Below are 25,825 nucleotides of genomic sequence, written 5' to 3'. Positions count from 1 at the left end.
CAGTCGAAGCGATGCCGTGGGCTCCTCGCAGCACTCGCGCTTCCCGCCCCGACCGCGACCGTGCGCCACGCCGGCGCGCGCCGCGCGAACGCACTGGTGCCGCACGCGCGCCGCCGCGATGCGTGTCGTGCGCGTCGTGCGTGCGCGGTCGGAACGCGCGGGCGCCGCACCGCATCGGGCTTCACCCTTCGACCCACCTTCACCGACAGGAGCCAGACCACCATGCCCGCACTTTGCGATATCTGTCACGCCCGGCCGGCCGTCGCGCGCGCAACCGTGATGCAGGACGGCGAGCGCAAGACGATCTCGATCTGCGACTACCACTTCCGTCAGTTGATGCGGCATCAAAGCATGCTGAATCCGTTCGATTCGCTGCTGGGCGGTGGCGGCCCGTCGCTGTTCGGCGGGCTCGGCGACGAATCGCCGCTCGCCGCCGAGATTCCGCGCGAATCGGTCGACCCGACCGACGCGTTCAGCGAACAGACGCTCGAACTGCTGCAGCGCGCGGCCGAGAAGGCGCATGAACTGCGTCGCAGCGAACTCGATTCCGAGCACCTGCTGTACGCGCTCGCGGACACCGACGTCTGCGCCGCGCTGCTGAAGGAACTGAAGCTGTCGCCGCAGGACATCCGCGCGTACATCGACGAGCACGCGCACACCGGCACGGCCGACCCCGATGCGCCGCTCGACAAGCTGTCGATCTCGCCGCGCGTGAAGAAGGCCGTGCAGTACGCGTTCCAGGCGTCGCGCGATCTCGGCCACTCGTACATCGGCCCCGAGCATCTGCTGATCGGGCTCGCGTCGGTGCCGGACAGCGTCGCCGGCACGCTGCTGAAGAAATACGGCGTGACGCCCGAGGCGCTGCGCCAGAAGGTCGTGAAGGTGGTCGGCAAGGGCGCGGAGGACGGCCGCGTCGATGCGCCGACCGGCACGCCGAACCTCGACAAGTTCGGCCGCGACCTGACCGCGATCGCGCGCCAGGGCAAGCTCGACCCGGTGCTCGGCCGCGCGCAGGAAATCGAGAGCACGATCGAGGTGCTCGCGCGCCGCAAGAAGAACAACCCGGTGCTGATCGGCGAGCCGGGCGTCGGCAAGACGGCGATCGTCGAAGGCCTCGCGCAGCGGATCGTCAACGGCGACGTGCCGGAAGTGCTGCGCGACAAGCGGCTCGTCGAGGTCAACATCAACTCGATGGTGGCCGGCGCGAAGTATCGCGGCGAATTCGAGGAACGCGCGAAGCAGCTGATCGACGAAGTGACCGCGAAGCAGGACGAACTGATCCTGTTCATCGACGAGCTGCACACGATCGTCGGCGCGGGCCAGGGCGGCGGCGAAGGCGGCCTCGACATCGCGAACGTGCTGAAGCCCGCGCTCGCGCGCGGCGAGCTGAGCCTGATCGGCGCGACGACACTCAACGAATACCAGAAGTACATCGAGAAGGACGCCGCGCTCGAACGCCGTTTCCAACCCGTGTTCGTGCCGGAGCCGAGCGTCGAGCAGACGATCGTGATCCTGCGCGGGCTGCGCGACAGCCTCGAGGCGCACCACCAGGTGACGTTCGCCGACGACGCGTTCGTCGCGGCCGCCGAATTCGCCGACCGCTACATCACGTCGCGCTTCCTGCCCGACAAGGCGATCGACCTGATCGACCAGGCGGCCGCACGCGTGCGGATCGGCGCGACGTCGCGCCCGGTCGACATCCAGGAAGGCGAAGCGCAGATCGCGCAACTGAAGCGCGAGCAGGACTATGCGACCTCGCGCAAGCGCTTCGACGAAGCGAAGCAGTTCGAGGAGCAGATCAACGCGAAGCAGAAGGCCGTCGACGAGATGATGGAGGCGTGGCAGCGCAAGACCGGCTCGGAGACGCTCGAGGTGACCGTCGAATCGGTGGCCGAGGTCGTGTCGCGGCTGACCGGCATCCCCGTGTCCGAACTCACGCAGGAAGAACGCCAGAAGCTGCTGAAGATGGAGGAGCAACTGCGCGAACGCGTGGTCGGCCAGAGCGATGCGGTGGTCGCCGTCAGCGATGCCGTGCGGCTGTCGCGCGCGGGGCTCGGCCAGACCCATCGGCCGATCGCGACGTTCCTGTTCCTCGGGCCGACGGGCGTCGGCAAGACCGAGCTCGCGAAAGCACTGGCCGAGACCGTGTTCGGCGACGAGCAGGCGATCATCCGCATCGACATGTCCGAATACATGGAGCGCCACGCGGTCGCGCGGCTGATCGGCGCGCCGCCCGGCTACGTCGGCTACGACGAAGGCGGCCAGCTCACCGAGCGCGTGCGGCGCCGCCCGTACAGCGTGATCCTGCTCGACGAGATCGAGAAGGCGCATCCGGACGTCTACAACGTGCTGCTGCAGGTGTTCGACGACGGACGTCTCACCGACGGCAAGGGCCGCGTGGTCGATTTCAGCAACACGATCATCATCGCGACCAGCAACCTCGGCGCGGCGATCATCATGGACAACCTCACGCAGCCGGAAGCCGCGCGCAAGACCGACAAGGCGATCCGCGAGGAACTGATGCAGGTGCTCAAGGGGCACTTCCGTCCCGAGTTCCTGAACCGGATCGACGAGGTGATCGTCTTCCACGCGCTGTCGAAGGACAACATCCGTTCGATCGTGCAGATCCAGCTCGACCGCGTGGTGCGCACGGCCGCCGCGCAGGACATCACGCTCGTGATGGGCGACTCGCTCGTCGACCATCTGACCGAAGTCGGCTACCAGCCGGAATTCGGCGCGCGCGAGCTGAAGCGCCAGATCCGCCAGACGATCGAGACGCGGCTCGCGAAGGAGATCCTCGCCGACCGGCTGAAGTCGGGCGACAAGTGCGAGGTCGACTACGACAAGGACAGCGACGAAGTGAAGTTCAACACGCTCGCGGCACCGGAAGCGAAGGACGCGAAGCCGGACGCCGACGGCAAGGCCAAACCCAACGGCAAGGCCGCCAAGGCAGCAGCAGACGCGAAGCAGGACGACACGCCCGCCGACGCTCCGCCGCCCGCGGCGAAGCCCGGCAAGAAGTCGTCCGGCGCGAAAAAGGACGCACACTAAAACAACGCATGCCCTGCAACCCGGGGCATGCATGACCGGCTCCGTCCGCCGGACGGAGCCGCCCCACGCCGCGACACGGCGCAACCGAGCCACCCGCACCGGGCCCGGCTATTGGAGATTCACCATGACAAATCGACGCGAAGTGCCAGGCATCAGGAAATACGATGGGCCCGCCGGCGGTTGGGGCGCGCTTCGCGCGACAGCCGATGCGGTGCGCACGCAAATGGAAACCATCGAGGCACCGATCGTGCTGATGCGGACCAACCAGCCCGACGGCTTCGACTGCCCCGGCTGCGCGTGGCCCGACAAGGAACACAAGTCGACGTTCCAGTTCTGCGAGAATGGCGCGAAGGCCGTCACGTGGGAAGCGACGACCAAGCGCGTGACGCCCGAGTTCTTCGCGGCGAACACCGTGTCGTCGCTGCTGCGCATGTCGGACTACGAACTGGAGAACATGGGCCGGCTCACGCATCCGCTCGTCTACGACCGCGCGACCGACACGTTCCGCGCGATCGAATGGGACGACGCGTTCGCGCGCATCGGCGAAGTGCTGCGCGCGCTGCCGCCCGAGCAGGTCGAGTTCTATACGTCGGGCCGCGCGTCGAACGAAGCCGCGTACCTGTACCAGCTGTTCGCGCGCGAGCTCGGCACCAACAACTTTCCCGACTGCTCGAACATGTGCCACGAACCGACCAGCGTCGGCCTGCCGCAGTCGATCGGTATCGGCAAGGGCACCGTGTCGCTGGAGGATTTCGACCACTGCGAGCTGATCATCTCGATCGGCCACAATCCCGGCACGAACCATCCGCGGATGATGGGCACGCTGCACGAGTGCGCGCGCCGCAACGTGCCGATCATCGTGTTCAACCCGCTGCGCGAACGCGCGCTCGAACGCTTCGCCGATCCGCAGGACATGATCGAGATGGCGTCGTTCGGCTCCACGCGGATCGCGTCGACGTACTACCAGGTCGACGCGGGCGGCGACGCGGCCGCGCTGAAAGGCATCATGAAGGCGCTGCTGAAACTCGAAGCCGAGCAAGGCAACGTGCTCGACCGCGACTTCATCGCGCAGCACACCAACGGCTTCGACGCGTTCTCGGCCGATCTCGAGGCGACGTCGTGGGACGACATCGAACGCGCGAGCGGCTTGAGCCAGGCGCAGCTCGAACAGGTCGCGCTCGCGTATGCGAAGTCGAACGCGACGATCGTCACGTACGGGATGGGCGTCACGCAGCACAACAAGGGCACGGCGACCGTGCGCCTGATCGCCGACCTGCTGCTGATGCGCGGCAACATCGGCAAGCCGGGCGCCGGCGTGTGTCCGCTGCGCGGCCATTCGAACGTGCAGGGCAACCGCACGGTCGGCATCACCGAGAAGCCGTCGGCCGAATTCCTGAAGAAGATCGAGGACGTGTGCGGCTTCACGCCGCCCGCGCAGCACGGGCACGACGCCGTGCAGGCGATGCAGGCGATGATCGACGGCACCGCGAAGGCGCTGCTGTGCCTCGGCGGCAACTTCGCGGTCGCGCTGCCCGACCCCGAGGTGTCGTTCCCGGCGATGGCGAAGCTCGACCTGAGCGTGCATCTCGGCACGAAGCTGAACCGTTCGCACCTGCTGGTCGGCAAGGAAACCTTCATCCTGCCGGTGCTCGGCCGCACCGAGCTCGACATGCAGGCCACCGGCCGGCAGTCGATCACCGTCGAGGATTCGATGTCGATGGTCCATGCGTCGGCCGGCAAGCTCAAGCCCGCGTCGGACCAGTTGCGCTCGGAGCCCGCGATCGTCGCGGGCATCGCCCATGCGACGCTGCCGAACAGCAAGGTCGCGTGGCTCGACCTGATCGCCGACTACGACCGCATCCGCGACCTGATCGACAAGACGGTGTCCGGCTTCGAGGCGTTCAACGAGCGGATCCGCACGCCGGGCGGCTTCCGGCTGCCGCTGCCGCCCACCGAGCGCGTGTGGCCGACGCCGACCGGCAAGGCGATGTTCTCGGTCTACAAGGGCGTGAAGGAGGACGCGGACGTGCTCGGCGCCGAGCAGGTGTTGCGGCTGATCACGCTGCGCAGCCACGACCAGTACAACACGACGATCTACGGCCTCGACGATCGCTATCGCGGCGTATTCGGCCGGCGCGACGTGCTGTTCATGAACGCGGCCGATCTCGCGAAGTACGGGCTCGAACACGGCGACCTCGTCGACATCGAGACGGTGACCGCGTCGGGCCGTACGCTGCGCCTCGAAAAGATCACCGCGATCGAGTACGACATCGCGCCGGGCTCGGTCGGGGCGTACTATCCGGAAGCGAACGTGCTCGTACCGCTCGACTACATCGACAAGGAAAGCGGCACGCCGTCGTACAAGTCGGTGCCGGTGCGCGTCGCGCGCTCGGCGGTGGTGTGATCCGCGGGCGGGCGCGGGTGCGGCACATATCGCTCCTTCGGCCCGCCTGCTACCCTGCGCTTCGCGCTCGCGGCCGTCGCATCGCAACCGATGCGGCGGCCGTTTCATTTGATCGCGTCGGACGACGCCGGGCTTATCGCGCCGCCCAGATGGAGCAGGTAACCGTTGCTGGCCGACTCACCACTGTGTCGACGCCCCCCGCAACGGTAGCCGTCTCAACTCAATGTCCGCCGTTGATTTCCGTATCCTCGAAAGCCAGATGCTCGAAATAGCTTCCGGTGAAGTCGACGTCGAGTCCCTTGAGGCCATGAGCTTCAACCGTGGTGCCGGTACAGTCCAGTACCTGCACCGAATGCCATGTGTTGCCGTCGAACCTGACGCCGTTCCACTTGCATCCGAGAAATTTCACACCGTTGAAAGTGCTGCCCTGAAAAGTGGCGTCATTGAAGCTACAATCCATGAATGTACATCCGGAAATCGCAATCTCTGCAAAATCGCAACCGGTAAACGTGCATGCCGAGAACCGGCAACCCGTCCAGCCGGCCTGCCGGAATGACGTTCCGGCGAAGCTGCTACCGCTGAAACTGCTATCGGCAAATTGCGCGAGACCCAGATCGAGGCCGGCATAGGCCGAGCTGTCTGCCTGACCAGACAGTCCTGCGGGTATACCGCCCGCGCCCTTGCGCCACTGATCGTGCTTGTAGATGATTTCAGCACTGCTCATCGGTCTGCGTCCCGGTGCGCGAGAGCAGCCGGATCGCGCTCATCCTTGCCCGAAGGCTGTTCACCGCCCTCGTCGTCGGAGGTTGCCGAACTCCGGCTGGCGAACCATGCGACCAGCCCACCCAACGCCAGTAACGGACCGAGAAACAGGAAATTCTCGATCGCGAAATCGCCTACATCGTGCGAACCGTAGCTACCTCCGCTGATCTGGGCCACGGCCCCCATTGTTGCAACCGCCCCCCAGGCAGCCAAGATCATCCCTCCGACACACACCGTCGCGGCAATCGTCGATTTGCGCATCTCTGCTCCGTCAAGCGTTCTCGGAAGGGTTGCCGAGGCTGACCTGAGGCAGCTTCGCAAATCCAAGGTGATTGGCTTCGTTCCACCACGTCCACGTCACGTCCGCCGGCGACACGTCCAGATGCATGACCCGTGGATCGGGAAACGCGTCACCTTGCAACACATAGGCCTGGCGATACCACTGATTGAACGTGGCCGCCCGAGGATGATCGTCCGCCACCACAGCCTGCCAAATACCGGTCACCGGGCACGCGCGGATGCCGCGACACCGGATAGCCGGGTCGGGAAATTCGGCGGCGCGCGCAATGCCCTGTGTCACACGCGGATGCGATTCCGCCGATTGCACGGGCATCGGAATCGCATCGCCGACATAGTGGAAGAAGATGCGACCGTCCTCGGGCATCAGGCCGGGGCGACTCCGATCGAACAGTTCATCATTCCGGTAATGCATCGGTACCTGAGCCGCATTCCATGCGAAGTGACGTTCGGCGCTCGGATACTTCAGCTGAGCGAGCCAGTAACCACCGACAGGAGCAGCCGTCGTTTCCGCCTGCGGAGGAACGGCAACCTGCGGCTTCTCCGGCAGCATGTAGCCATCGGGCACGTGCGCGCGCCCCGTACGCAGCGACACGGGGTGCGCCACAGGTTTGACGGGCGATACCGGCACGGACGTCACCGCTTTCGCCGCGTCGATCAACGTCTCTTTGTTGCCATCCCACTTGGGCAGCTTGGCGGGCGGCAGCGGCACGACCTTGTCCAGATTCGGCAGACGCAGGTCGGGGTCGCGCTCGAGGCGGTCGGCAAGGACGCTGTAGCGTTCGGCGCGGGCACGATCCTTCACATTGCCGACGACGGGATCGCCATCGTCAAATGCACCGAAGAGATACGCCGCACTCTTGGCACTCCCGTATTTCACGCCTTCGTGCAGAACCTTGAGAGCTCGCACGTTGTCTTCGCCGAGCGATTTGTCGGAACCAACGAGCGTGGTTCCAAGAGCATACGCCGCGTCTCCGCTCCCTTGAGCGAATGCACATTCAAGCATTTTGAGGGCAACCTTCCGATTGCCCCAGAAACCGGACTTCGGGTCATCGTAGACAGCGTCAAGCTTGCTACCCAAATAAGCCATAGCGCTTGGGCTGCCTTTGTCCGCAGCAAGTTGCCAGAACGCGAACGCACGGCTGGGATCCTGCTTCACCCCGACCCCGTTCATGTGATAAGTCCCCATCAGATCGTAGGCCGCAGGAATACCCAATTTCATCGCCTGCTCAGTGATCTGCACGGCACGCTCACTGTTGCGATCGACACCCAGCCCCTGCGCATAGGCATTTGCCAGGTTCAGCATGGCTTTCCAGTGCTTGCGCTCGGCAGCCTTGCTCCACAGCGCGACGGCACCCGCATAATCGCGCTGGTTCGGCCACAGCAACGCACTCGTCTTTTCCATCGCCTGCTGATTCCAGCGATCGGCCTCCGGATCAACAGGCGGAACCACGGCAGCTTCATGCACGCACTCAAACGATTCGCGATGTGGATTGAAAGCGTCGAGCGACATATTTCGTGGAAGGGAATCGTTCATCGAGCAAGCCGTACATGCAAAAAACAGAGAAAGAGAAAGCGCGCCCGCCAGGCGCAAACACATAGAAGTTGTAGAACTCATCGAAACTCGCATGATTTGGTCGCGCATTAAGCTAGCCGAACGCTCGACGTACGCTCGTCTTGGAACGCCATTAGGAAACCCGACAGTTCCAGACCTCGCTTTCTTTGCATGGCATTGGAATCCATGAGCTTCTGCCACTTCATGAATGTTTCCTTGACGGCATCGGGGCTACCGTCGCTGCCATCATGTTTGCCGCCGGTATGAAGCTTCCAAACCCGCTTACGCAAATCGGTACTCTTGGCACGATCATCACTGCCCACATTGATCTCCGCATCAACCGCCATGCTCCGCAAATTCAAGTTGGCGCTACCCAGCGTGAAGAAACTATCGTCGATCAGCAACAGTTTGCTGTGGATATAGATTTCTCTGTACCGAGCCGCAATCGACTGCGCCGGCAGCGGCAGCATCGGCGCCAGATCCGGATCAGGCAATTCGCCCTTAGCTTGCTGCTTCTTCACATATTCATCCCAACCAGCCTGCTGCTTCGCCGTCTCGGTATTCAATTTGGAATTGCGCCAATTGCGATCAAAGGTCCACAGGCTACCCACTAGCGTGCGAATGCCCATTTGATCGAGCGATTTCGCAAGAGACGCTTTATCGCCAAGATCCTTGGCGCTTTGCGCCGCAGGCGAAAGCGGTACAGGGTAGCGATCGGGATCAATTCCCTCGCCACTCGCCTTCTGACGTTTGACATAGGCATCCCAGTCCGCCTGCTGCTGTCGATTGCGGGCGAGTTCGTCCTCGACCGCCTTGTCCTGATTGGGCATGGAGGTACCGTGACCCAGAACCTTAACCGTATCGTAAGTACGGGGCACCATTTGTATCCGCTCAGGCGTCGGAATGACAACCATCACGTGCAGGTTCGGTATGTCCTTCGGCCCCCGCCCGGCTGCCTGGCTGCGCGAAAGGAACTCGGCTCGCCATTCCTTCAGCTTTTTCGGCCACTCCGTGTACTGAAAATACTGGTTCTCGACGTAGATATAGCTTCTTGCAAAGGACGTCGCCTGCTCATACAACGCCTTGACGGATTTGTCCTTTTCTTCGGGTTGGGTACGGACGATTTGCGCCCGCTGGCACGGCGTACCGAGATTCTGCGTCAAGCGCGCAGGAACCTTTTTGAAATCGTGCGTTCTCGACACGTTCGCGCCCTTGCCCTTGGCGCGATTCCATGCATCGGTGAAGTTCTTGCTCACCGCCACTAACGCTTCACCCCGAATACGGCTAGCGTAATCCTGGAAAGGCTTCAGACCCGGCTGAGCATCGTTTGCCCCTTCCCATGACTCACCGCGACGTGGATCACAGAAAAGGTGCTGCTGGGTGTCCCAATAGTCGGTCACACTGTTCAAACCCATTACATAGCCGACTGCGTACGCACCGCCTTCGTACTCGTAGTCGATCAGAATGGTCTTCTGGTGATCCGTGGCCACTTTCTCCAAGCCCAGCACTTCCGTGAAATCGCGTTTGCCCGGCTCGCCCGCCAGACTTTCGTGAACCGCCTTGCTGTTGCCATCTCGGGTGCGCACCGACAGGTTGGGCAATCGCCCCGCAAACGCATCGTCGTACCACCGCGCATTGAAGTCCTCACGTCGCTCCTGAGGCGTCTGCGGTTGAGGTGACTTGTCGGTCGGCAAATAGATGCCACCTGCGGCGCCGACCATCATGGCCATCTTTTCTTCATAGTTCAAACGCCCGCTGCTGTGGCCCGGCATGTTGTTCGAACCGAGACTACCGATGAAGCCATACCACGAGAGCAAGCGAACCTGCACCGGCTTGCCGTTATTGAATTTCCCGGCCGCGACATCGCGCAGCAGCCCGCCCCAGGTATCTCCTCGCGGCCAAACCGTGCCCTTGCGGATCAGTTCCATCCCGGGGTCAAAGCCCCAGCAAATGATTTCGACACTATGCTTGGCCGCCTTCAAGTCGGCCGCAATCTGCGTAAACGCGTCCTCTCCGCAAATGAATACGTCGATATTGTTCTTTTCATACGGCGGCGCGTAGTAGTCCGCCTGCTTTTCCAGAAACCACTGCGCACTGGCGACCGCCTGACGCTTGTCGACATCGACCGGCGCCTTCGATTTGTTTTGAGTATTGGTATCGGACATCACGTTTCTCGTCGAAAACTGTAGCGAATCGCCGGTCAGCCCTGTGCGTGGCGCTGGCGCGATTCCGGATCGCCGTCGACTGCCCGCCATCCCTGCGCGGCCAGTTGATCATCGTCGCTCAACCCTCCCTCCATCACGGGCACCTCGATCTCGTGCCCGTTGTGCAGCTTGACCGTATAGGAAGACGTGCCCTTCTGGTGATTCGCAATGATCAGTTGACCATGCTCGTCGGTCACGCCGTCCGCAATCTTGGCCGCTCCCTTGTAAAGGGTGTACGGCTCGTAAGCAAGCGGCCGCCCGTCGTTGGGATGGGAACGGAGCACCACCGCGAGGCTGTCTTGTTGCTCCAGCTCCTTGAACGTCAGGGGGTCGGGCGCTTTCACAGGCTTGTTGTCCGGCCCGACGAGACTGTGCGACGCCGCGTGTTCGCGCCATACGCCGCTCGTGCCATGCACGACGCCGCCGCCATTCCACTGGCTGTAGCTCGACCCGCCGTTGATCGACGCTTCGTCGCTCGCCTGCGTATTGACCTTCGGCGAGCGGAACACGATCTCTTCGCCTGCCTCCAGGATGATGCGCTTGGCGGCCTTCACAACCACGTCCTCCTTGTGCGCCTCGATACGCAGCTTCCCGTCTGCCGTCACCAGCGTCATGCCCTTGGCCGCGAAAGCGCTCATCCAATCGCCGACGCGCATCAACAGACGACGTCCCACGCTGATCTGAGTGTTGCCGGCACTCACCGCATCGATGTTGGTCTGTGCCCCGAGCACCATCGCGTCCTGGCTAACCACGGTCACGCCGGCCGGCCCCTCGATTGCCACCATCGGCGCACCGCCGGAGCCGCCGCCACCTTGATCAACGTTGCTGCCAGCATCCCAGCCTTTGATCTGCGAGGTGATCTTCTCGATGCGTGCGAGGTCGGTGTTGTCGGCGTCGTTCGCGGCGGACGCATCACCGAGGTTTCGTACCAGTTCCTGCAATTGTTCGATCAACGTCTGCAATGCCGTGCGTTCGAGCATCTTGCCTTCGGCACGCCCCTGCTGCTGCGCGGTCACGTAGACGCCCTTCGCGGCACGAATGACCGCCTGGGCATCGGTTCTGGCCTCCAAACCGTCACCGCGAGGCGCTCCCTTGCCGTCGTTTCGAGGCTCCGTAAGGTAGCCCAGGTTCAGCTGGGTATAGGTATGTTCGCTAGCAAGCTGACTGCTGATCTGGCCAGGTGTATCGTCGAAACGCAACTGGTTGTAGCGATCCGCCTTGACCTCCTTGGTCTTGATGCCGGAAAGATATCGATTGCCCGGAAGCGAACCGGTATGGCTGAACGTGGTCGGCATGTTGGGACCGCCGTGCAGCACCCCGGTCACGACCATCTTGTCGGGGTCGCCGTGCAAATGGTCGATCAGCACTTCCATTCCCGCGCGCGGGAGCATGTCCATGCCGTAGTTCGGCCCGGCCCAGGGGCTGACCCATCTCACCCACGCGCTGTCCCGCTCGGTTCCGCTGGTGCCGGCACCTTGCGCATGGGCATGATCGTCGGCGCGCAAACCGAGAATCTGCACCTTGATGCGCCCCAATTCGTCGCAGTGCACTTCCTCGCCGTCGTGGCCAACCACTTTCGCGGTAAACGGATGCACGGGCGGCAAATCGACGCGCGGATCGTAGGCAGGTGTCAGCGGCACGCCGCGGCGCACGCAAACGAATGTGTTCTCGTAGCGAACCCCGGCCCCCTCTTCGACCGGCAACGCGTCGAAACTCCAGCGACTCGCGGCAAACAGCACTTGGGCCCGCTCGTCGAGCGCCTTCGAAAAATTGTTGGTCGCCCGGTGGTGCAAGCTGGTAACGACGAACTGCCGCTGCTCCTCGGGCCGGGTATCGACCTCCGGATGCCCAGCCAGCGTGAACCAGAAGCCCGGCGAGACATCCCGGACATCGCTCGACGCATGCACGCATTCGGCGCGATGCTCATGTGCCAGAATCCGAGCCTTCGCCAAACGCTCGTGGTCGGCATCCGAGTCCGCCGCATGCGGAACGTCGATGACCGAGTCGGCCAGCAGCTTCGCAAGATCGTTGCCCGCCTCGCCCTGATCGACGATCGTCTCCTGCTCAGACTGCGCGATCCTGCCGGTCTTGTAATCCCAACTGGCACGCCGCACGCTTCCGGGCGTCAACGCACGGGCCGCGGACCATAGCGTGACCGAGTCACGCTCCCGCGACTGCGTACCCCGGTGGTAAGGCACATGGCCTGCCGCCGCCTGTGGCAGCTTCGTCGGATCGTCGCAGAACACGAGCGTATGGACCGGCGTGTCGGCGGCCGCACCATCATGCTTGCCAGCCCGGGTGTACCAGAAAATACCGTCGCGTCGACACAGCCGTCGAATGAAGGCCGCATCCGATTCACCCGCCTGGCGCGTCTGCTCGCGCTTTGGATACTGGTTGCGATCCAGCACGAGCTCGAAATCGAAAGCCTGCGCCAACGCGGAACTGCGTTGCTGCCATTCGTGCAGCAGTGTCTCCAGAATGTCCGGAACACTCATCGAACGGAACGTTCTGCTGTTGATCCGCTGATCGAGAATACTCAGCGCATCTCTCAATGTCAGTTGTACGCACGTGAGGGAGCCGTCCGATTGACCGGCGCGGACATCTGTGATGATCCCATTGATCGGATATGGCTTGCCTCGATCCGTCATCAGTTGCACCGAAAGCGGCAACCCCAGAAAGGCGGAGAGCGGCAGATCCGGGCGTGACGACAGGCAAGTCAGGTGCCCTTCGATGCCGACACAGAGACCTTCCGTCAAATCGATGCTCTGTGGCACCAGGACATGCGCCAGCGCATCCTGATGACGGCCCCAATGAAACCGGATCGCACGATTGTTCTGATCGAGCGCGCCAACGAAGGCGCGCAGCATTTCGGTCACGTTCACTTGTCAATGGGCATTCGGCAACGGCGCTCTCAGACCGCCAAGCCACCTGCGCTTAATTATTTGGTCACCGATTTTAAGTGCAACGTTCACACAAAAACAATCGCGCCGTGCTAGTTAGCGCGATGGAAGGTGCAACGAATGCTCGATGTGTTGCCGGATGATCCGTCCCCTTCAATAAAATAAATACCAATCCATTGATTTTATTAACTTTTAATGTTATTTCGGATGATTGACGGCAAACGCCGTCATATCTCAACGCACGGCGCCTAGGCCATTGCCCGGACAATTCTTTACGGTTCGCGGCCAGCCAAGCTGATAGCATGCGTGTCGCACATGACCGATCCATCGGGATCGTCGCGCGCCGGCCGGACACACATACCGACTGCAGTCAAACGGCGCGCCACGGATTTATGTCCCATTTCCCCGCAACACCCCGGCTCGCCCCGCGCGACCCGTTGCAGTAACCGTTGGAGTGGCGCACCCCGCGCCTGCAAGCATGAAGAAATCGAAGCAGCCCACCCATCCCCGCGACAAAGACCGCACGCCGTTCGTCCGCGCCGGCGCATTGCTGCTGATGGCCGGCCTGCTGTACCTGCTGTGGCCGTCCGCCGAAACCGCGTACCTCGCGATGGAGTCGGTGATCCGCTGACGCACGCGTCCTGCCGCGCACTGCGCTATACTGGCGCGATGGAAACCCGACCTGCCTCGCCGATCGTGCATTGCTGGTGGCGCGCCTGACCCAGGCGGCCCGTTTCCTTTTGCATGTCCCAAACGTGATGCCGCCAGCCATGGCGGCATTTGCGTTTCTGCGCCGAGACCATGGCTGGCGGCTTCGACAACCCGGAGCCCACGACGACCATGACGCACCCCACCCGCCCGATCATCCTCACCGGCGACCGCACGACCGGCCCGCTGCACCTCGGCCACTACATCGGCTCGCTGCGCGCCCGCGTGCAGATGCAGCACGAGGCGACGCAATTCCTGCTGCTCGCCGACACGCAGGCGCTCACCGACAACATGGGCCGCCGCCAGCGCGTGACCGAAAACGTGATCGAGGTCGCGCTCGACTACCTCGCCGTCGGCATCGATCCGGCGATCTCGACGATCGTCGTGCAGTCGCAGGTGCCCGAACTCGCCGAGCTGTCGCAATACCTGCTCAACCTCGTCACGGTCGCGCGCCTCGAGCGCAATCCGACCATCAAGGAAGAAATCCGCCTGCGCGGGTTCGAGCGCGACATCCCGGCCGGCTTCCTGACCTACCCGGTGAGCCAGGCAGCCGACATCACCGCGTTCAAGGCGACCCACGTGCCGGTCGGGGACGATCAGTTGCCGATGATCGAGCAGACCAACGAGCTCGTGCGTCGCTTCAACGCGACCGTCGAGCAGCCGGTGCTGGTCGAATGCGAGGCCGTGCTGTCATCGGTCACGCGGCTGCCCGGCATCGACGGCAAGGCGAAGATGAGCAAGTCGCTCGGCAACGCGATCACGCTCGGCTCGACGCCGGACGAGATCGCGCAGGCCGTGAAGGACATGTACACGGACCCGAATCACCTGCGCGTGAGCGACCCCGGCCAAGTGGAGGGCAACGTCGTGTTCACGTTCCTCGATGCGTTCGAGCCGGACGTGGCGAAGGTCGACGAGCTGAAGGCCCACTATCGCCGCGGCGGCCTCGGCGACAGCGTCGTCAAGCGCGTGCTGAACGAGCGGCTGCAGGCGCTGATCGAGCCGATCCGCGCGCGCCGCCGTGAGTTCGAAGCCGACAAGGCCGAAGTGATGGCGATCCTGAAGCGCGGCACGCTGCATGCGCGGGAAGTGGCGGGGGCGACGCTCGCGGAGGTGAAGGGAGCGATGGGGTTGACGTATTTCGGTTGAGCGATGCCGTCACGGCCGCTCACGCTCCGGCGCCGGCCGCCGCATGACACACGGCCTCGACCCGGTTGCCGGCCGGATCGACCACAAAAGCCGCGTAGTAGTCGGCGTGGTACTGCGGCCGCAACCCGGGTTCGCCGTCGGACTGGCCGCCTGTCGCGAGGCCGGCCTCGAAAAACGCATGCACCTGCTCGCGGGAAGTCGCCTTGAAACACCAGTGCCGCTTGCTCGCGCCGATTTCGGCGGGATCCAGATACACCGCCAGAAAGGTCGACCCCGGATCATTCGCGCTGCAACGTTCGCCGTAACCGAGCGCATTGGGCCGGTCATAGACCTTGGTCGCGCCCAGCGCAGCCATGACGGCATCGTAGAAGGGGCGTGCCTGGTCGATATCCGGCACGCCGATCGACACGTGATCGAGCAGTTGCATGGTGTGGGCTCCATTGAACGAGCAAGAGTCTACACACCCGTCATCGCTCCGGCCGATCAACCTTACAGACGACTACACTAACGCCCCGCAGCCTACGTGATCTGATACGTCGACGCGGGCACGAATTCCTCCGGCATCGGCCGATCCCCGAGTTCCAGCACCGACCGCTCGATCGTACGCGTCATCGCATCGAGCGCGAGCGCATTCGGCGCGAGGCCGAACGGCTCGGCCACTTCGTTCGCGATCGCTTCGAGCGCGATCAGCGTATACGCAATGAACACGCAGATCAGCGGCGTGAAGAACTCCGTCGAATCGACGAGCCCGAACGGCAGCAGCACGCAATACGCATATACGGTGCGATGCAGCAGCACGCTGTACGAAAACGGGATCGGCGTCGACAGGATGCGCTCGCACCCTCCGACCGACTTGCCGAGCTCGTCGAGTTGCGTCTCGAACATCCAGCAGGTCGCGTCGCTGCCCGGCGCGCGGCCCAGCGCACGGACGATGCCGCCGCGCAGTTCGTCGAGGATCGCGACCGGCTTGTAGCATTTGCCGCCGAGCGCGGCCGTACGCTCCGCGCCAAGAATGCGCTGCAGGTCCGCGGTCGGATCGGTATGGCGCAGCTGGTGCTTCAGCGCATACGCGAGCGCGATCAGCAGATCGGCGAGCCGGTTGCGCTCGGCGTCGCCGACGCTGTCGGGCAGGTAGCGATGCAGTTGCGACGTCACGGTGCGCGCGGCGATCAGCAGGTTGCCCCACAGATGCCGCGCCTCCTTGAAGCGCTCGAAGCTCGCGTTGTTGCGAAACCCGAGGAAGATCGCGAGCGCGAGCCCGAACAGCGTGAACGGCGCGGTGTTGAGCGGAATCTTCTCGCCGAAGATGCGCCCGTTCGTGAAGACCGCCAGCGTGCTGACGATCGCCATGAACACGAGCTGCGGAATGATCGACTGCAGCACGGAGCCGTTCCATACGAACAGCATCCTGAGCCAGTTCTGTCGTGGTCTGACGATCATGATGTTTTCTCGACTGCCAAGGAAATGCGCAACCCGTTGCGCCCGCACCCGATGCGCAACGGCCCGCGCGTGGCGGGCCGCTTTCGTATCGGGTGCCGTGTCGGGCGCCGCGCCGCGCGTGATGATACGCGAGCGCCGCGCCCCGTCACCGCGCTGGCCGCTCAGTGATAGCCGACGTCGCCCTCGCGCACCTTGCCACGGAACACGCGGTACTGCATCGCGTTGTACACGAGGATGATCGGCAGCACGATCACGGTGCCGACGAGCGCGAACAACTGGCTCGAATGGCTCGACGACGCGTCCCAGATCGTCAGCGACGGCGGCACGATGTTCGGCCAGATGCTGATCACGAGCCCGGTGTAGCCGAGGAACACGAGGGCCAGCGTCAGCAGGAACGGCGTGGCCTCGTGCGCGCGCTTCACCGTGTGGAAGATGCCCCACACGCATGCGACGACGAGGACCGGCACCGGCAGGAACCAGCCGAGGTTGCCGCTGCCGAACCAGCGGTGCGCGACGGCCGGCAGCCCGATCACGGTCCACAGGCTCACCACGCCCATCACCGCGAGCAGCACGCCCGTGAGCGGCTTCATCAGCAACCGCATCTTGCGCTGCAGTTCGCCGTCGACCTTCAGGATCAGCCAGCCGCAGCCGAGCGTCGCATAGGTGACGAGCACGCCGATCCCGCACATCATGCTGAACGGCGACAGCCAGTCGAACGGCCCGCCCGCGAAGTGGTTGTTCTCGATCTTGATGCCCTGCAGCAGCGAACCGAGCACGATTCCCTGGCAGAACGCCGCCAGCGCCGAGCCGCCGATGAACGCGAGGTCCCACATGTGCTGCGTGCGGGTGGCTTTCGCGCGCAGCTCGAACGCCGCGCCCCGGAAGATCAGCCCGACCAGCATCAGCACCAGCGGCAGGTAGTTGGCCGGCAGCAGCGTCGAATACACGACCGGAAACGCGCCGTAGAGGCCCGCGCCGCCGAGCACGAGGAACGTCTCGTTGCCGTCCCACACCGGCGCGACGGTGTCGAGCATCACCTGGCGCTCGGCCTTCGCATCGAAGAACGGAAACAGCAGACCGATGCCGAGATCGAAGCCGTCCAGCATCACGTAGATGAATACGCCGAGGCCGATGATCGCGGCCCAGACGACAGGAAGATCGATGTGCATGGTTACTCCGCCTCGGTGACGTTCAGCGGCGTGGACAGCGCGCTCTTGCGCAGCCCCGGATGCCGGTGCAGTTCGATGTAGCCGGCCTGGGCCGCCGGCCCGCGCTTCATCAGCTTCATCATGTAGTAGATACCCGTTCCGAATACCAGGAAATACACGACCACGAAGACCAGCAGCGACACGCCGACCTGCTGAGCGTCGAGCGGGGAGACCGAATCGATGGTGCGCAGCACGCCGTATACGGTCCACGGCTGCCGCCCGACCTCGGTCGTGATCCAGCCGGCCAGCAGCGCGACGATGCCCGACGGCCCCATCGCCACCACGAACCACTGGAACCAGCGCGTTTCATACAGGCGCCCGCCCTTTCTCAGCAGCAGCCCGAGCAGCGCGGTCAGCAGCATCAGCATCCCGAGGCCGGCCATGATCCGGAACGTCCAGAAGATGATCGGCGAATACGGACGGTCCTGCGGCGGGAATTCCTTCAGCCCGCGGATCTCGCCGTCCCAGCTGTGCGTGAGGATCAGGCTGCCGAGGTGCGGCACCTGGATCGCATAGCGGGTGGTTTCGGCCTGCATGTCGGGCAGCCCGACGAGGTTCAGCGCGGTGCCGCCCTTCTCGGTTTCCCACAGCCCTTCGATCGCCGCGATCTTCGCCGGCTGGTATTCGCGCGTGTTCAGCCCGTGCGCGTCGCCGACGACGATCTGGATCGGCGCGAGCACCAGCAGCATCCACAGCGCCATCGAGAAGCTGCGCTTCACCGGCTCGTCGCGACGCCCCTTCAGCAGGTGCCACGCGCCGCACGCGGCGACGATGAAGCCCGCGACGATGAACGCCGCGATCGTCATGTGCACGAGACGGTACGGAAACGACGGGTTGAAGACGACCTTGAACCAGTCGACCGGCACGACGAGGCCGTTCTCGATCTTGTAGCCTTGCGGCGTCTGCATGAAGCTGTTCGACGCGAGAATCCAGAACGTCGAGATCAGCGTGCCGACCGCGACCATCAGCGTCGCGAAGAAGTGCGCGCGCGGGCTGACGCGCTGCCAGCCGAACAGCATCACGCCGAGGAAGCCGGCTTCGAGGAAGAACGCCGTCAGGACTTCATACGTGAGCAGCGGCCCCGTGATGTTGCCCGCGACGCGCGAGAAGCCGGCCCAGTTGGTGCCGAACTCGTACGCCATCACGACGCCGGAGACCACGCCCATGCCGAAACCGATCGCGAAGATCTTCGACCAGAACTGAAACATGGATTTGTAGGCGGCGTCGCCGGTGACGAGATAGCGCCATTCCAGCACCGCCAGGAAGCTCGCCATGCCGATGCTGATCGCGGGGAACACGATGTGGAACGACACCGTGAATGCGAATTGCAATCGGGCGAGATGGAACGCATCGAAGATTTCCATGACCGTAATTTGCTCGTGGTTGTGAGGACGTACGCCCGAAGCAGGAAATCGCGCGACGGCTTGGCGATGACACATGCGAACACAACGGGTCACTCGCATGGCATCGAAGCGTGAATGACGATATCGCGTTTGCAACGATACTCGCAATCACTCGAACGTGCGCTGAAACTGTGCTGCTTGCGCCGCCAAAGATGTGTGCACGGAAAATAGTTTCCGTGCCGGCGGGACGCTCAGCTGTACTGCTTTCCGCGTGGCGGCGCTGTGTCTGCGGCGCACTGTTCACTCCACTTAACATGTTATGCAACGCCTGCCCGCGGCGGTCGTGCGCCCTGCGGCGCCCGCCCGGCGGCATCGAATCCCGTCGTTCGGCGCCCGCGCCGAGCCCGGCCGGCCCGCCGGCCGTCCCGTCTGGAGAAACCCGCATGGAGTCCTGCACCCGCCGCGACGATCCGACCGGCAGCACCGCATGTCAGGTGACGCGCCACCGCGCCGGCGCCGCGTGCGACACCGTCGATCGCGTCGTCGACGAAACCCCGGTTGCACTCGTGTTCAACGGCATCGCGCACACGGTCATGATGGCGACGCCGATCGACCTCGACGCGTTCGGCCTCGGCTTCGCGCTGAGCGAAGGCATCGTCGAGCGCGCGTCGGACGTCTTCGACATCGAAAGCGAATGCCGGCCCGGCAGCGCCGAAGTCCGGCTCACCGTGTCGCAGCAGGCGTTCATGGCGCTGAAGGCGCACCGCCGCGCGCTGGCCGGCCGCACGGGCTGCGGCGTGTGCGGCATCGAAAGCATCGCGCAGCTCGACCTGCACCCGCCGCGGATCGCGGCCGCCGGCACGGCCGCGGGCATCGGCGCCGATGCGATCGCGCGCGCCGCGCGTGCGCTGCCGGCCCGGCAGACGCTGATGCGCGAAACGGGCGGCATCCACGCGGCCGCGTGGTGCGACCGCGACGGCGCCGTGCTCGACGTGTTCGAGGACGTCGGCCGCCACAACGCGCTCGACAAGCTGATCGGCCAGCTCGCGCGCCGCCGCGCCGACCTGCGCGCGGGCTTCGTGTTCCTGTCGAGCCGCGCGAGCTACGAACTGGTGCGCAAGGCCGCGCGGGTCGGCATCCCGATGCTCGCGACGATCTCGGCGCCGACGTCGCTCGCGATCGACGTCGCCCGCGAAGCCGGCGTGCGGCTGGTCGGTTTCTGCCGCGACGACGGCTTCGTCGAATACGTGTCGCCCGCCGCCGTTCACCTCGACCCACTGCCTGCACCGGTGCACCCGGTCCATTCGTCATGAAACACCTGTTCGATTTCGATACCGCACAGCAGCAATTCGCCGGTGCGTTCGCGCCGCTCGCGGCCGCCGCGTCCCTGCCGGTCGCCGACGCGGCCGGCCACGTGCTGGCCGCGCCGCTGACCGCGGTGCTCGACCAGCCGCCGGCCGATCAGAGCGCGATGGACGGCTATGCCGTGCGGCACGCCGACCTCGCGCACGGCGAGCCGCTGCGCGTCGCGCAGCGCTGCTATGCAGGCGACACGCCCGCGCCGCTCGCGCCGCGCACCGCCGCACGCCTGTTCACCGGCAGCCTGATTCCGCCCGGCGCCGACACCGTCGTGATGCAGGAGCATGCGCACGAACAGGACGGCGGCGTCACGTTCGACGCGCCGCAACGCATCGGTTCGCACATCCGCCGCCGCGGCGAGGAAGTGCGCGCCGGCGACCTGCTCGTGCCGGCCGGCGTGCGGATGGGCGCGATGCACGTCGGGGTGGCCGCCGCGCAAGGGTTCGCGCGGATCGACGTGCGGGCGGCGTTGCGCGTCGGCATCCTGACGACCGGCGATGAACTGGTCGCGTGCGGCCAGCCGCGTGCGCCGCAGCAGATCTACAACAGCAACGCACCGATGCTCGCCGCGCTGGCCGCGGGAACCGGCGCCGACGTCGCGATGAGCCTGCATGCGGCCGATACGCCGGCCGCCGTCGAGCGGGCGCTGCGCGACCTGCACGCGCGGTGCGACCTCGTGATCTGCGTCGGCGGCGCGTCGGTCGGCGACAAGGACCTGCTGCGCCCCGCGCTGACCGCGCTCGGTGCGTCGTTCCTCGTCACCGGTGTGCGCATGAAGCCCGGCAAGCCGGTCGCGCTCGCGCGGCTCGATGCGCGGCCCGTGGTACTGCTGCCCGGCAATCCGGGCGCCGCGATGACGGCGTTCGCGCTGTTCGTCGCGCCGCTGATCCGCCGCCTGCAGGGGCGCGACGCTTGCCTGCCGGTCGTGCCGTCGCTGCCGATCGATACCGGCTTCGAGCCGGATGCGCAGCGCGAACGCTTCGTGCGCGTGCGGCGCATCGTCGGCGCCGACGGCGCGCCCATGCTCGACACGTTGCGCCAGCAAGGCGCCGGCACGCTGCAGTCGCTCGTGCAGGCAACCGGGCTCGCGCGGCTGCCGGCCGGGCGCACGCTCGCGCGCGGCGACGCGGTTCCGTACTACGAATTCGCTCCCTGGCTCGCATGAACACGACGCCGACTACCCGCCCGGCGCGACGCATTCGCGCCATTCGCCGCGCCTGTCGCGCGTCCGGCGCGGCGAACTGTATTCCTGCAATTCGGGCGCGATTGTGTCTCTGCCGGAAAAATCCGGCGGACTATGCTCACGATGAGGCTCGTCACGACCTGTGCGCCGACACGTCGGCACCCGCACGGCCGAACGGCGACGCCCCTCCGCTTACTTCATGCAGGCCGACGACCCGATCGTGAATGCCATCGTTTCCGCCACGCCGGCCGTCGCCGCTTCATCCGGCGGCGCATCGCCCGGCGCCTTCCCCCGCCCGTCCGACACGCTCGGCCGCCCGCTGCGCGACCTGCGCCTGTCCGTGATCGACCAGTGCAATTTCCGCTGCGGCTACTGCATGCCACGCGAAAGCTTCGGCGCCGACTACGCGTTCATGCCGTCGTCCGAACGCTTGTCGTTCGCGCAACTGGAAAAGATCGCGCACGCCTTCACGTCGCTCGGCGTCGAAAAAATCCGCATCACGGGCGGCGAACCGCTGCTGCGCCGCCACCTCGAAGCGCTGATCGAACGGCTGGCCGCGCTGACCACCATCGACGGCAAGCCGGTCGAAATCGCGCTGACGACCAACGGCTCGCTGCTCGCCGCGAAGGCACGCGCATTGCGCGATGCGGGGCTGTCGCGCGTGACCGTGAGCCTCGATGCGCTCGACGACGCGGTATTCCGCCGGATGAGCGACGCGGACGTGCCCGTGGCGCGCGTGCTGGCCGGCATCGAGGCCGCGCATGCGGCCGGGCTCGCGCCGGTCAAGGTCAACGCGGTGATCGAGCGCGGCGTGAACGATGACCAGATCCTGCCGCTCGTGCGGCACTTCCGGCATACGGGCGTGGCCGTGCGTTTCATCGAATACATGGACGTCGGCGGCGCCAGCTACTGGTCCGGCGACAAGGTCGTGCCGGCCGGGCGGATGCGCGAGCTGATCGACGCCCACTATCCGCTCGTGCTCGTCGGCGAGCCGGGGCACGACGCCACCGCGATCCGTTGCGCGCACATCGACGGCGCGGGCGAAGTCGGCTTCATCGCCAGCGTGTCGCATCCGTTCTGCGGCACCTGCTCGCGCGCCCGCGTGTCGGCCGACGGCCAGCTTTATACGTGCCTGTTCGCGACGCAAGGCACCGACCTGCGGCCGTGGCTCGACGACGCGGCGTCGAGCGCCGACCTCGCCGCCGCCGTGCGCGGACGCTGGACGCAGCGCGACGACCGCTATTCCGAGCGCCGGGCCGCACGGCCGGCCCGCGCGCCGGGCAAGACCTATCCGACCGTGCGCATGTCGCTCGTCGGCGGCTGACGGGCCGCCGCGCGACACCGGATGCGCCGCCCACTGGAGAACCTGTCATGACGACCTTCACCGAATCCCGCGCCGGGCTGCCGGACGATCCGCTGCGTGCCGCCAGCCCGCCGCCGCCCGTCGACGCGACCGACCCGCACCCCGAATCGGCGCCCGCGATTGCCGCGGGCTTCGAAGTACGCGTGCAGCATGCGCCGATCGACGCGGGCGCGGAGCTGGCGCCGATCGTTCGCAATCCGAATGTCGGCGCGGTCGTGAATTTTCTCGGGGTCGTGCGCAAGGAAGGCGACGTCGACGACGTCGTCGCGCTGGAAGTCGAGCACTACCCGACGATGACCGAACAGGCACTGTGGAGCATCGTCGAGGAGGCCACCGCGCGCTGGCGGCTCGAAGCGGTCAGGATCGTGCACCGCGTCGGCCGCATTCCGCTCGGCCAGCCGGTCGTGCTGGTCGTGGTGGCCGCCGCGCATCGCGCGTCCGCGTTCGATGCATGCGAATTCCTGATGGATTTCCTGAAGACCCATGCGCCGTTCTGGAAGAAGGAAATCCGGCACGACGGCGAATCCGGCTGGGTCGAGGCGAAAGCGCACGACGACCTGGCGATGCGGCGCTGGGGCTGACCGCACCCGCTTCGCGTTTTCCGATTCCGCCGCTCCTGCCCGAGACAACCCGATGAAACTGACGATCAAATACTTCGCGAGCATTCGCGAACAACTGGCGCTCGACGAGGAAACCGTCGAGATCGATGCGCGCGAACTCACCGTCGACGCGCTGCGCGGCACGCTGGCCGCACGCGACGCGCGCAGTGCGGACGCGCTGCGGATGGACCGCCCGGTGCGGGCGGCCGTGAACCTCGAAATGGTGACCGGGGAATTCGTCGTGCGCGAGGACAGCGAAGTTGCGTTCTTTCCACCGGTGACGGGCGGATGACGTTACACCGCGCCCCGCCCGTTCCGATGTCGATCCGTCATGCCGTGCCCTGACCGGCCAGCGCCTGCAAGGCTGCAAGCGCCGCCGGGTTCTCGAGGGCGCTCACGTCGCCCGGCGGCAAGCCCCGCAACACGTTTCGCACCACGCGGCGCATGACCTTGCCGTTGCGCGTGCGCGGCAGATCGGGCACGAGATGTACGATGCCCGGACGGAACGGCTTGCCCAGCGCCGCCTCGATCCGGTCGGCCAGCGAGGTCGCCAGCGCGCCCGGCGGTTCGCCTTGGGTACTGACGCAAACCACCAGCCGCTCCCCTTTCACCGGATCGGGCAGCGAAACGGCCGCCACGTCGCGCACGAGCGGCGACCCGAGCACGACCGACTCGACCTCGGCCGGCCCCAGCCGCTTGCCGGCAATCTTCAGCGTGTCGTCCGCACGGCCGAGGATGAAGAATTGTCCGTCATCGTCTTCGAGCAGCAGGTCGCCATGCGTCCACAGGCCCGGCCGCTGGCGCCAGTACGTTTCCTCGTAGCGGTCGGCCGCGTTCCAGAACCCCGACGTCATCCCGACGAACGGCGCGGCGATCACCAGTTCACCGGGAACGCCGCGCACGCGCCGCCCTTGCTCGTCGGCCGCGAACGCGTCGACGCCCGGCGATACGGCGTTGAAAGCGCACGCACGGATCGGGCGCACGGGAACATTGCCCAACAGCGCGCCCGACGCCTCCGTGCCGCCGCTGTAGTTGATCACCGGCAACCGCGACCGGCCGAACGCATGGAAGAACCACGCGAAGTGATCCGGGTCGATCACCTCGCCGGCCACCATCAGCACGCGCAGGCTGTCCAGCACCGCGCCGTCGACCGCCCGCGGCGACGCCGCCAGACTGCGGATCAGCGTGGGCGACGCACCGAAGTGCGTGACCTGGTGGCGGTCGACGACTTCGGCCAGACGCCCGGCGTCCGGATAGTCGGGCGCGCCGTCGTAGCACACCAGGGTCGCGCCGCGGACAAGCGCGCCGATCGTCGTGAGCGGGCCGACGATCCAGCCCATGTCGCTCGGCCACAGCCAGCGGTCGCCGGGGCGCAACTCGAAGTGGTATGCGCAATCGTGCAGGATCTTCAACGGGAAGCCGGCATGCGTATGCACCGTGCCCTTTGGCGACCCTGTCGTTCCCGATGTGAAAACGATCATGAACGGCTGGTCGGGGTCCTGCGCGGGGAACGCATGGGGCGCCGCCGCGTGCAGCGAAGATCGGGCGTCTGGCGTGACGGGGCTCGCCGGCTCGTCGCCCTGGATAACGATGCGCAAACCCGGCATCCGTTCCTGCAATGCGTCGAATACCGGTTTCAGGTCGACAGCGCGTCCGCGGCGCAGGTAGCCGCCGCTCGCCAGCAACACACGCGCGTCGGCCAGCGTCAGTCGCGCGGCGACGGCGTCCGCCCCGAAGCCGGTGAACAGCGGCACGGCGATCGCGCCGAGCGCCGATACGGCAATCAGGCTGGCCGCGGCCTGCGCCCCCATCGTCATCATGATGCCGACCCGATCGCCCGCGCCGACGCCGAGCGCGCCCAGCCGCGACGCCCGTTGCCGTACATCCCGAGCCAGCGCGGCATAACTGGTCGTGCTGACGCGCCCGTCCTCCGTCTCCGTGACGACCGCCGCCTGCAGCGCACGCGGGCCGTCCGCGTGCGCAAGCACATGATCGACCCAGTTCAGCCGACCGCCGGGGAACCATCGCGGAAACGCGGGCCCGCTCGCAAGATCGACATGCCGCCGCGGCAGCATCCGCCACTGGAACTGCAGGTGCGCCATCACCGCGGCCCAGTAGCGTTGCGGCTCATGCAGCGACATCCCGATCAGATCTTCGAACGACGAGGCGCCCACGCGCGCGCAGAGTTCACCCAGCAGCGTGCTGGTCCGCCAGTCGGCCGGTGGTTGCCAAAGTACGTCAGTGGTGCTCATCAAAGTGCTCCGTCCGAATCGTCTGTCGCACGATGCCGCCCTGCCGGATCG

19 protein-coding genes are annotated in these 25,825 nt (G+C 65.5%); 9 read left to right on the top strand and 10 right to left on the bottom strand.

What is annotated here, in order from left to right:
• Window positions 1-222 precede the first annotated feature (222 nt).
• Together H0X91_RS10070 and H0X91_RS10065 are read left to right on the top strand one after the other, a co-directional pair.
• Window positions 223-3,051, top strand: a complete 2,829-nt coding sequence (locus H0X91_RS10070; RefSeq protein WP_060211290.1) for an ATP-dependent Clp protease ATP-binding subunit — start codon at window positions 223-225, stop codon at window positions 3,049-3,051.
• A 124-nt stretch (window positions 3,052-3,175) separates the two neighbouring features.
• Complete coding sequence (locus H0X91_RS10065) at window positions 3,176-5,455, top strand: FdhF/YdeP family oxidoreductase (RefSeq protein ID WP_058903695.1); 2,280 nt, start codon at window positions 3,176-3,178, stop codon at window positions 5,453-5,455.
• 220 nt (window positions 5,456-5,675) lie between these two features.
• Here H0X91_RS10065 and H0X91_RS10060 read toward each other — a convergent pair whose 3' ends face one another.
• The 5 genes from H0X91_RS10060 to H0X91_RS10040 all read right to left on the bottom strand — a co-directional run bounded on the left by H0X91_RS10060 (window position 5,676) and on the right by H0X91_RS10040 (window position 13,140).
• Window positions 5,676-6,179 carry a pentapeptide repeat-containing protein gene (locus H0X91_RS10060; RefSeq protein ID WP_062885686.1) on the bottom strand — a complete coding sequence of 168 codons (504 nt, stop codon included), beginning with the start codon at window positions 6,177-6,179 and terminating at the stop codon, window positions 5,676-5,678.
• The gene (locus H0X91_RS10055) at window positions 6,176-6,478 is read right to left on the bottom strand and encodes a hypothetical protein (RefSeq protein ID WP_062885687.1); all 303 of its coding nucleotides are present in this window, start codon (window positions 6,476-6,478) and stop codon (window positions 6,176-6,178) included. Before H0X91_RS10055 ends, H0X91_RS10060 begins: the two co-directional genes overlap by 4 nt.
• Before the next feature lie 10 nt (window positions 6,479-6,488).
• The gene (locus H0X91_RS10050) at window positions 6,489-8,051 is read right to left on the bottom strand and encodes a tetratricopeptide repeat protein (protein ID WP_062911609.1); all 1,563 of its coding nucleotides are present in this window, start codon (window positions 8,049-8,051) and stop codon (window positions 6,489-6,491) included.
• Between the two features lie 107 nt (window positions 8,052-8,158).
• Window positions 8,159-10,234: a phospholipase D-like domain-containing protein gene (locus H0X91_RS10045; RefSeq protein ID WP_062885689.1), complete on the bottom strand. Its 2,076-nt coding sequence runs from the start codon at window positions 10,232-10,234 to the stop codon at window positions 8,159-8,161.
• Between the two features lie 35 nt (window positions 10,235-10,269).
• Window positions 10,270-13,140 (bottom strand): type VI secretion system Vgr family protein, encoded by a 2,871-nt coding sequence (locus H0X91_RS10040; RefSeq protein ID WP_062886078.1) that lies wholly within the window; start codon window positions 13,138-13,140, stop codon window positions 10,270-10,272.
• A gap of 511 nt (window positions 13,141-13,651) precedes the next feature.
• Here H0X91_RS10040 and H0X91_RS10035 point away from each other — a divergent pair.
• The gene (locus H0X91_RS10035) at window positions 13,652-13,804 is read left to right on the top strand and encodes a hypothetical protein (protein ID WP_006498419.1); all 153 of its coding nucleotides are present in this window, start codon (window positions 13,652-13,654) and stop codon (window positions 13,802-13,804) included.
• A gap of 209 nt (window positions 13,805-14,013) precedes the next feature.
• Entirely contained in the window at window positions 14,014-15,027 is a 1,014-nt protein-coding gene (trpS, locus tag H0X91_RS10030; protein WP_034204044.1) for a tryptophan--tRNA ligase, read from the top strand.
• A 19-nt stretch (window positions 15,028-15,046) separates the two neighbouring features.
• Here trpS and H0X91_RS10025 read toward each other — a convergent pair whose 3' ends face one another.
• From H0X91_RS10025 to H0X91_RS10010, 4 genes are all read right to left on the bottom strand, one after another.
• Complete coding sequence (locus H0X91_RS10025) at window positions 15,047-15,454, bottom strand: VOC family protein (protein WP_062885690.1); 408 nt, start codon at window positions 15,452-15,454, stop codon at window positions 15,047-15,049.
• Between the two features lie 92 nt (window positions 15,455-15,546).
• A complete protein-coding gene (locus H0X91_RS10020) occupies window positions 15,547-16,467 on the bottom strand; it encodes a bestrophin family protein (protein ID WP_048989239.1) in 921 nt (306 codons plus the stop codon).
• A gap of 161 nt (window positions 16,468-16,628) precedes the next feature.
• On the bottom strand, window positions 16,629-17,636 hold the full coding sequence (cydB, locus tag H0X91_RS10015) for a cytochrome d ubiquinol oxidase subunit II (protein ID WP_006498423.1): 1,008 nt from the start codon (window positions 17,634-17,636) through the stop codon (window positions 16,629-16,631).
• 2 nt (window positions 17,637-17,638) lie between these two features.
• Complete coding sequence (locus tag H0X91_RS10010) at window positions 17,639-19,039, bottom strand: cytochrome ubiquinol oxidase subunit I (RefSeq protein WP_006498424.1); 1,401 nt, start codon at window positions 19,037-19,039, stop codon at window positions 17,639-17,641.
• Between the two features lie 422 nt (window positions 19,040-19,461).
• On the opposite strand from H0X91_RS10010, the gene fdhD reads away from it, so the two are divergent.
• From fdhD to moaD, 5 genes are all read left to right on the top strand, one after another.
• A complete protein-coding gene (fdhD, locus tag H0X91_RS10005; RefSeq protein WP_034203666.1) occupies window positions 19,462-20,331 on the top strand; it encodes a formate dehydrogenase accessory sulfurtransferase FdhD in 870 nt (289 codons plus the stop codon).
• Window positions 20,328-21,542 (top strand): molybdopterin molybdotransferase MoeA, encoded by a 1,215-nt coding sequence (locus H0X91_RS10000; RefSeq protein ID WP_060264075.1) that lies wholly within the window; start codon window positions 20,328-20,330, stop codon window positions 21,540-21,542. Before fdhD ends, H0X91_RS10000 begins: the two co-directional genes overlap by 4 nt.
• Window positions 21,543-21,759: 217 nt before the next feature.
• On the top strand, window positions 21,760-22,884 hold the full coding sequence (moaA, locus tag H0X91_RS09995) for a GTP 3',8-cyclase MoaA (RefSeq protein ID WP_062885693.1): 1,125 nt from the start codon (window positions 21,760-21,762) through the stop codon (window positions 22,882-22,884).
• Window positions 22,885-22,931: 47 nt separating this feature from the next.
• The gene (locus H0X91_RS09990; RefSeq protein ID WP_058903700.1) at window positions 22,932-23,504 is read left to right on the top strand and encodes a molybdenum cofactor biosynthesis protein MoaE; all 573 of its coding nucleotides are present in this window, start codon (window positions 22,932-22,934) and stop codon (window positions 23,502-23,504) included.
• A 52-nt stretch (window positions 23,505-23,556) separates the two neighbouring features.
• Window positions 23,557-23,814 (top strand): molybdopterin converting factor subunit 1, encoded by a 258-nt coding sequence (moaD, locus tag H0X91_RS09985; RefSeq protein ID WP_006498429.1) that lies wholly within the window; start codon window positions 23,557-23,559, stop codon window positions 23,812-23,814.
• A 37-nt stretch (window positions 23,815-23,851) separates the two neighbouring features.
• Here the strand turns inward: moaD and H0X91_RS09980 are convergent, their stop codons facing one another.
• Complete coding sequence (locus H0X91_RS09980; RefSeq protein WP_062885694.1) at window positions 23,852-25,774, bottom strand: AMP-binding protein; 1,923 nt, start codon at window positions 25,772-25,774, stop codon at window positions 23,852-23,854.
• Between the last annotated feature and the right edge of the window lie 51 nt (window positions 25,775-25,825).

The organism is Burkholderia sp. 9777_1386 (assembly GCF_015712265.1).
Taxonomy (GTDB): domain Bacteria; phylum Pseudomonadota; class Gammaproteobacteria; order Burkholderiales; family Burkholderiaceae; genus Burkholderia; species Burkholderia cenocepacia.
This window is presented reverse-complemented; position numbering and strand designations above follow the sequence as displayed.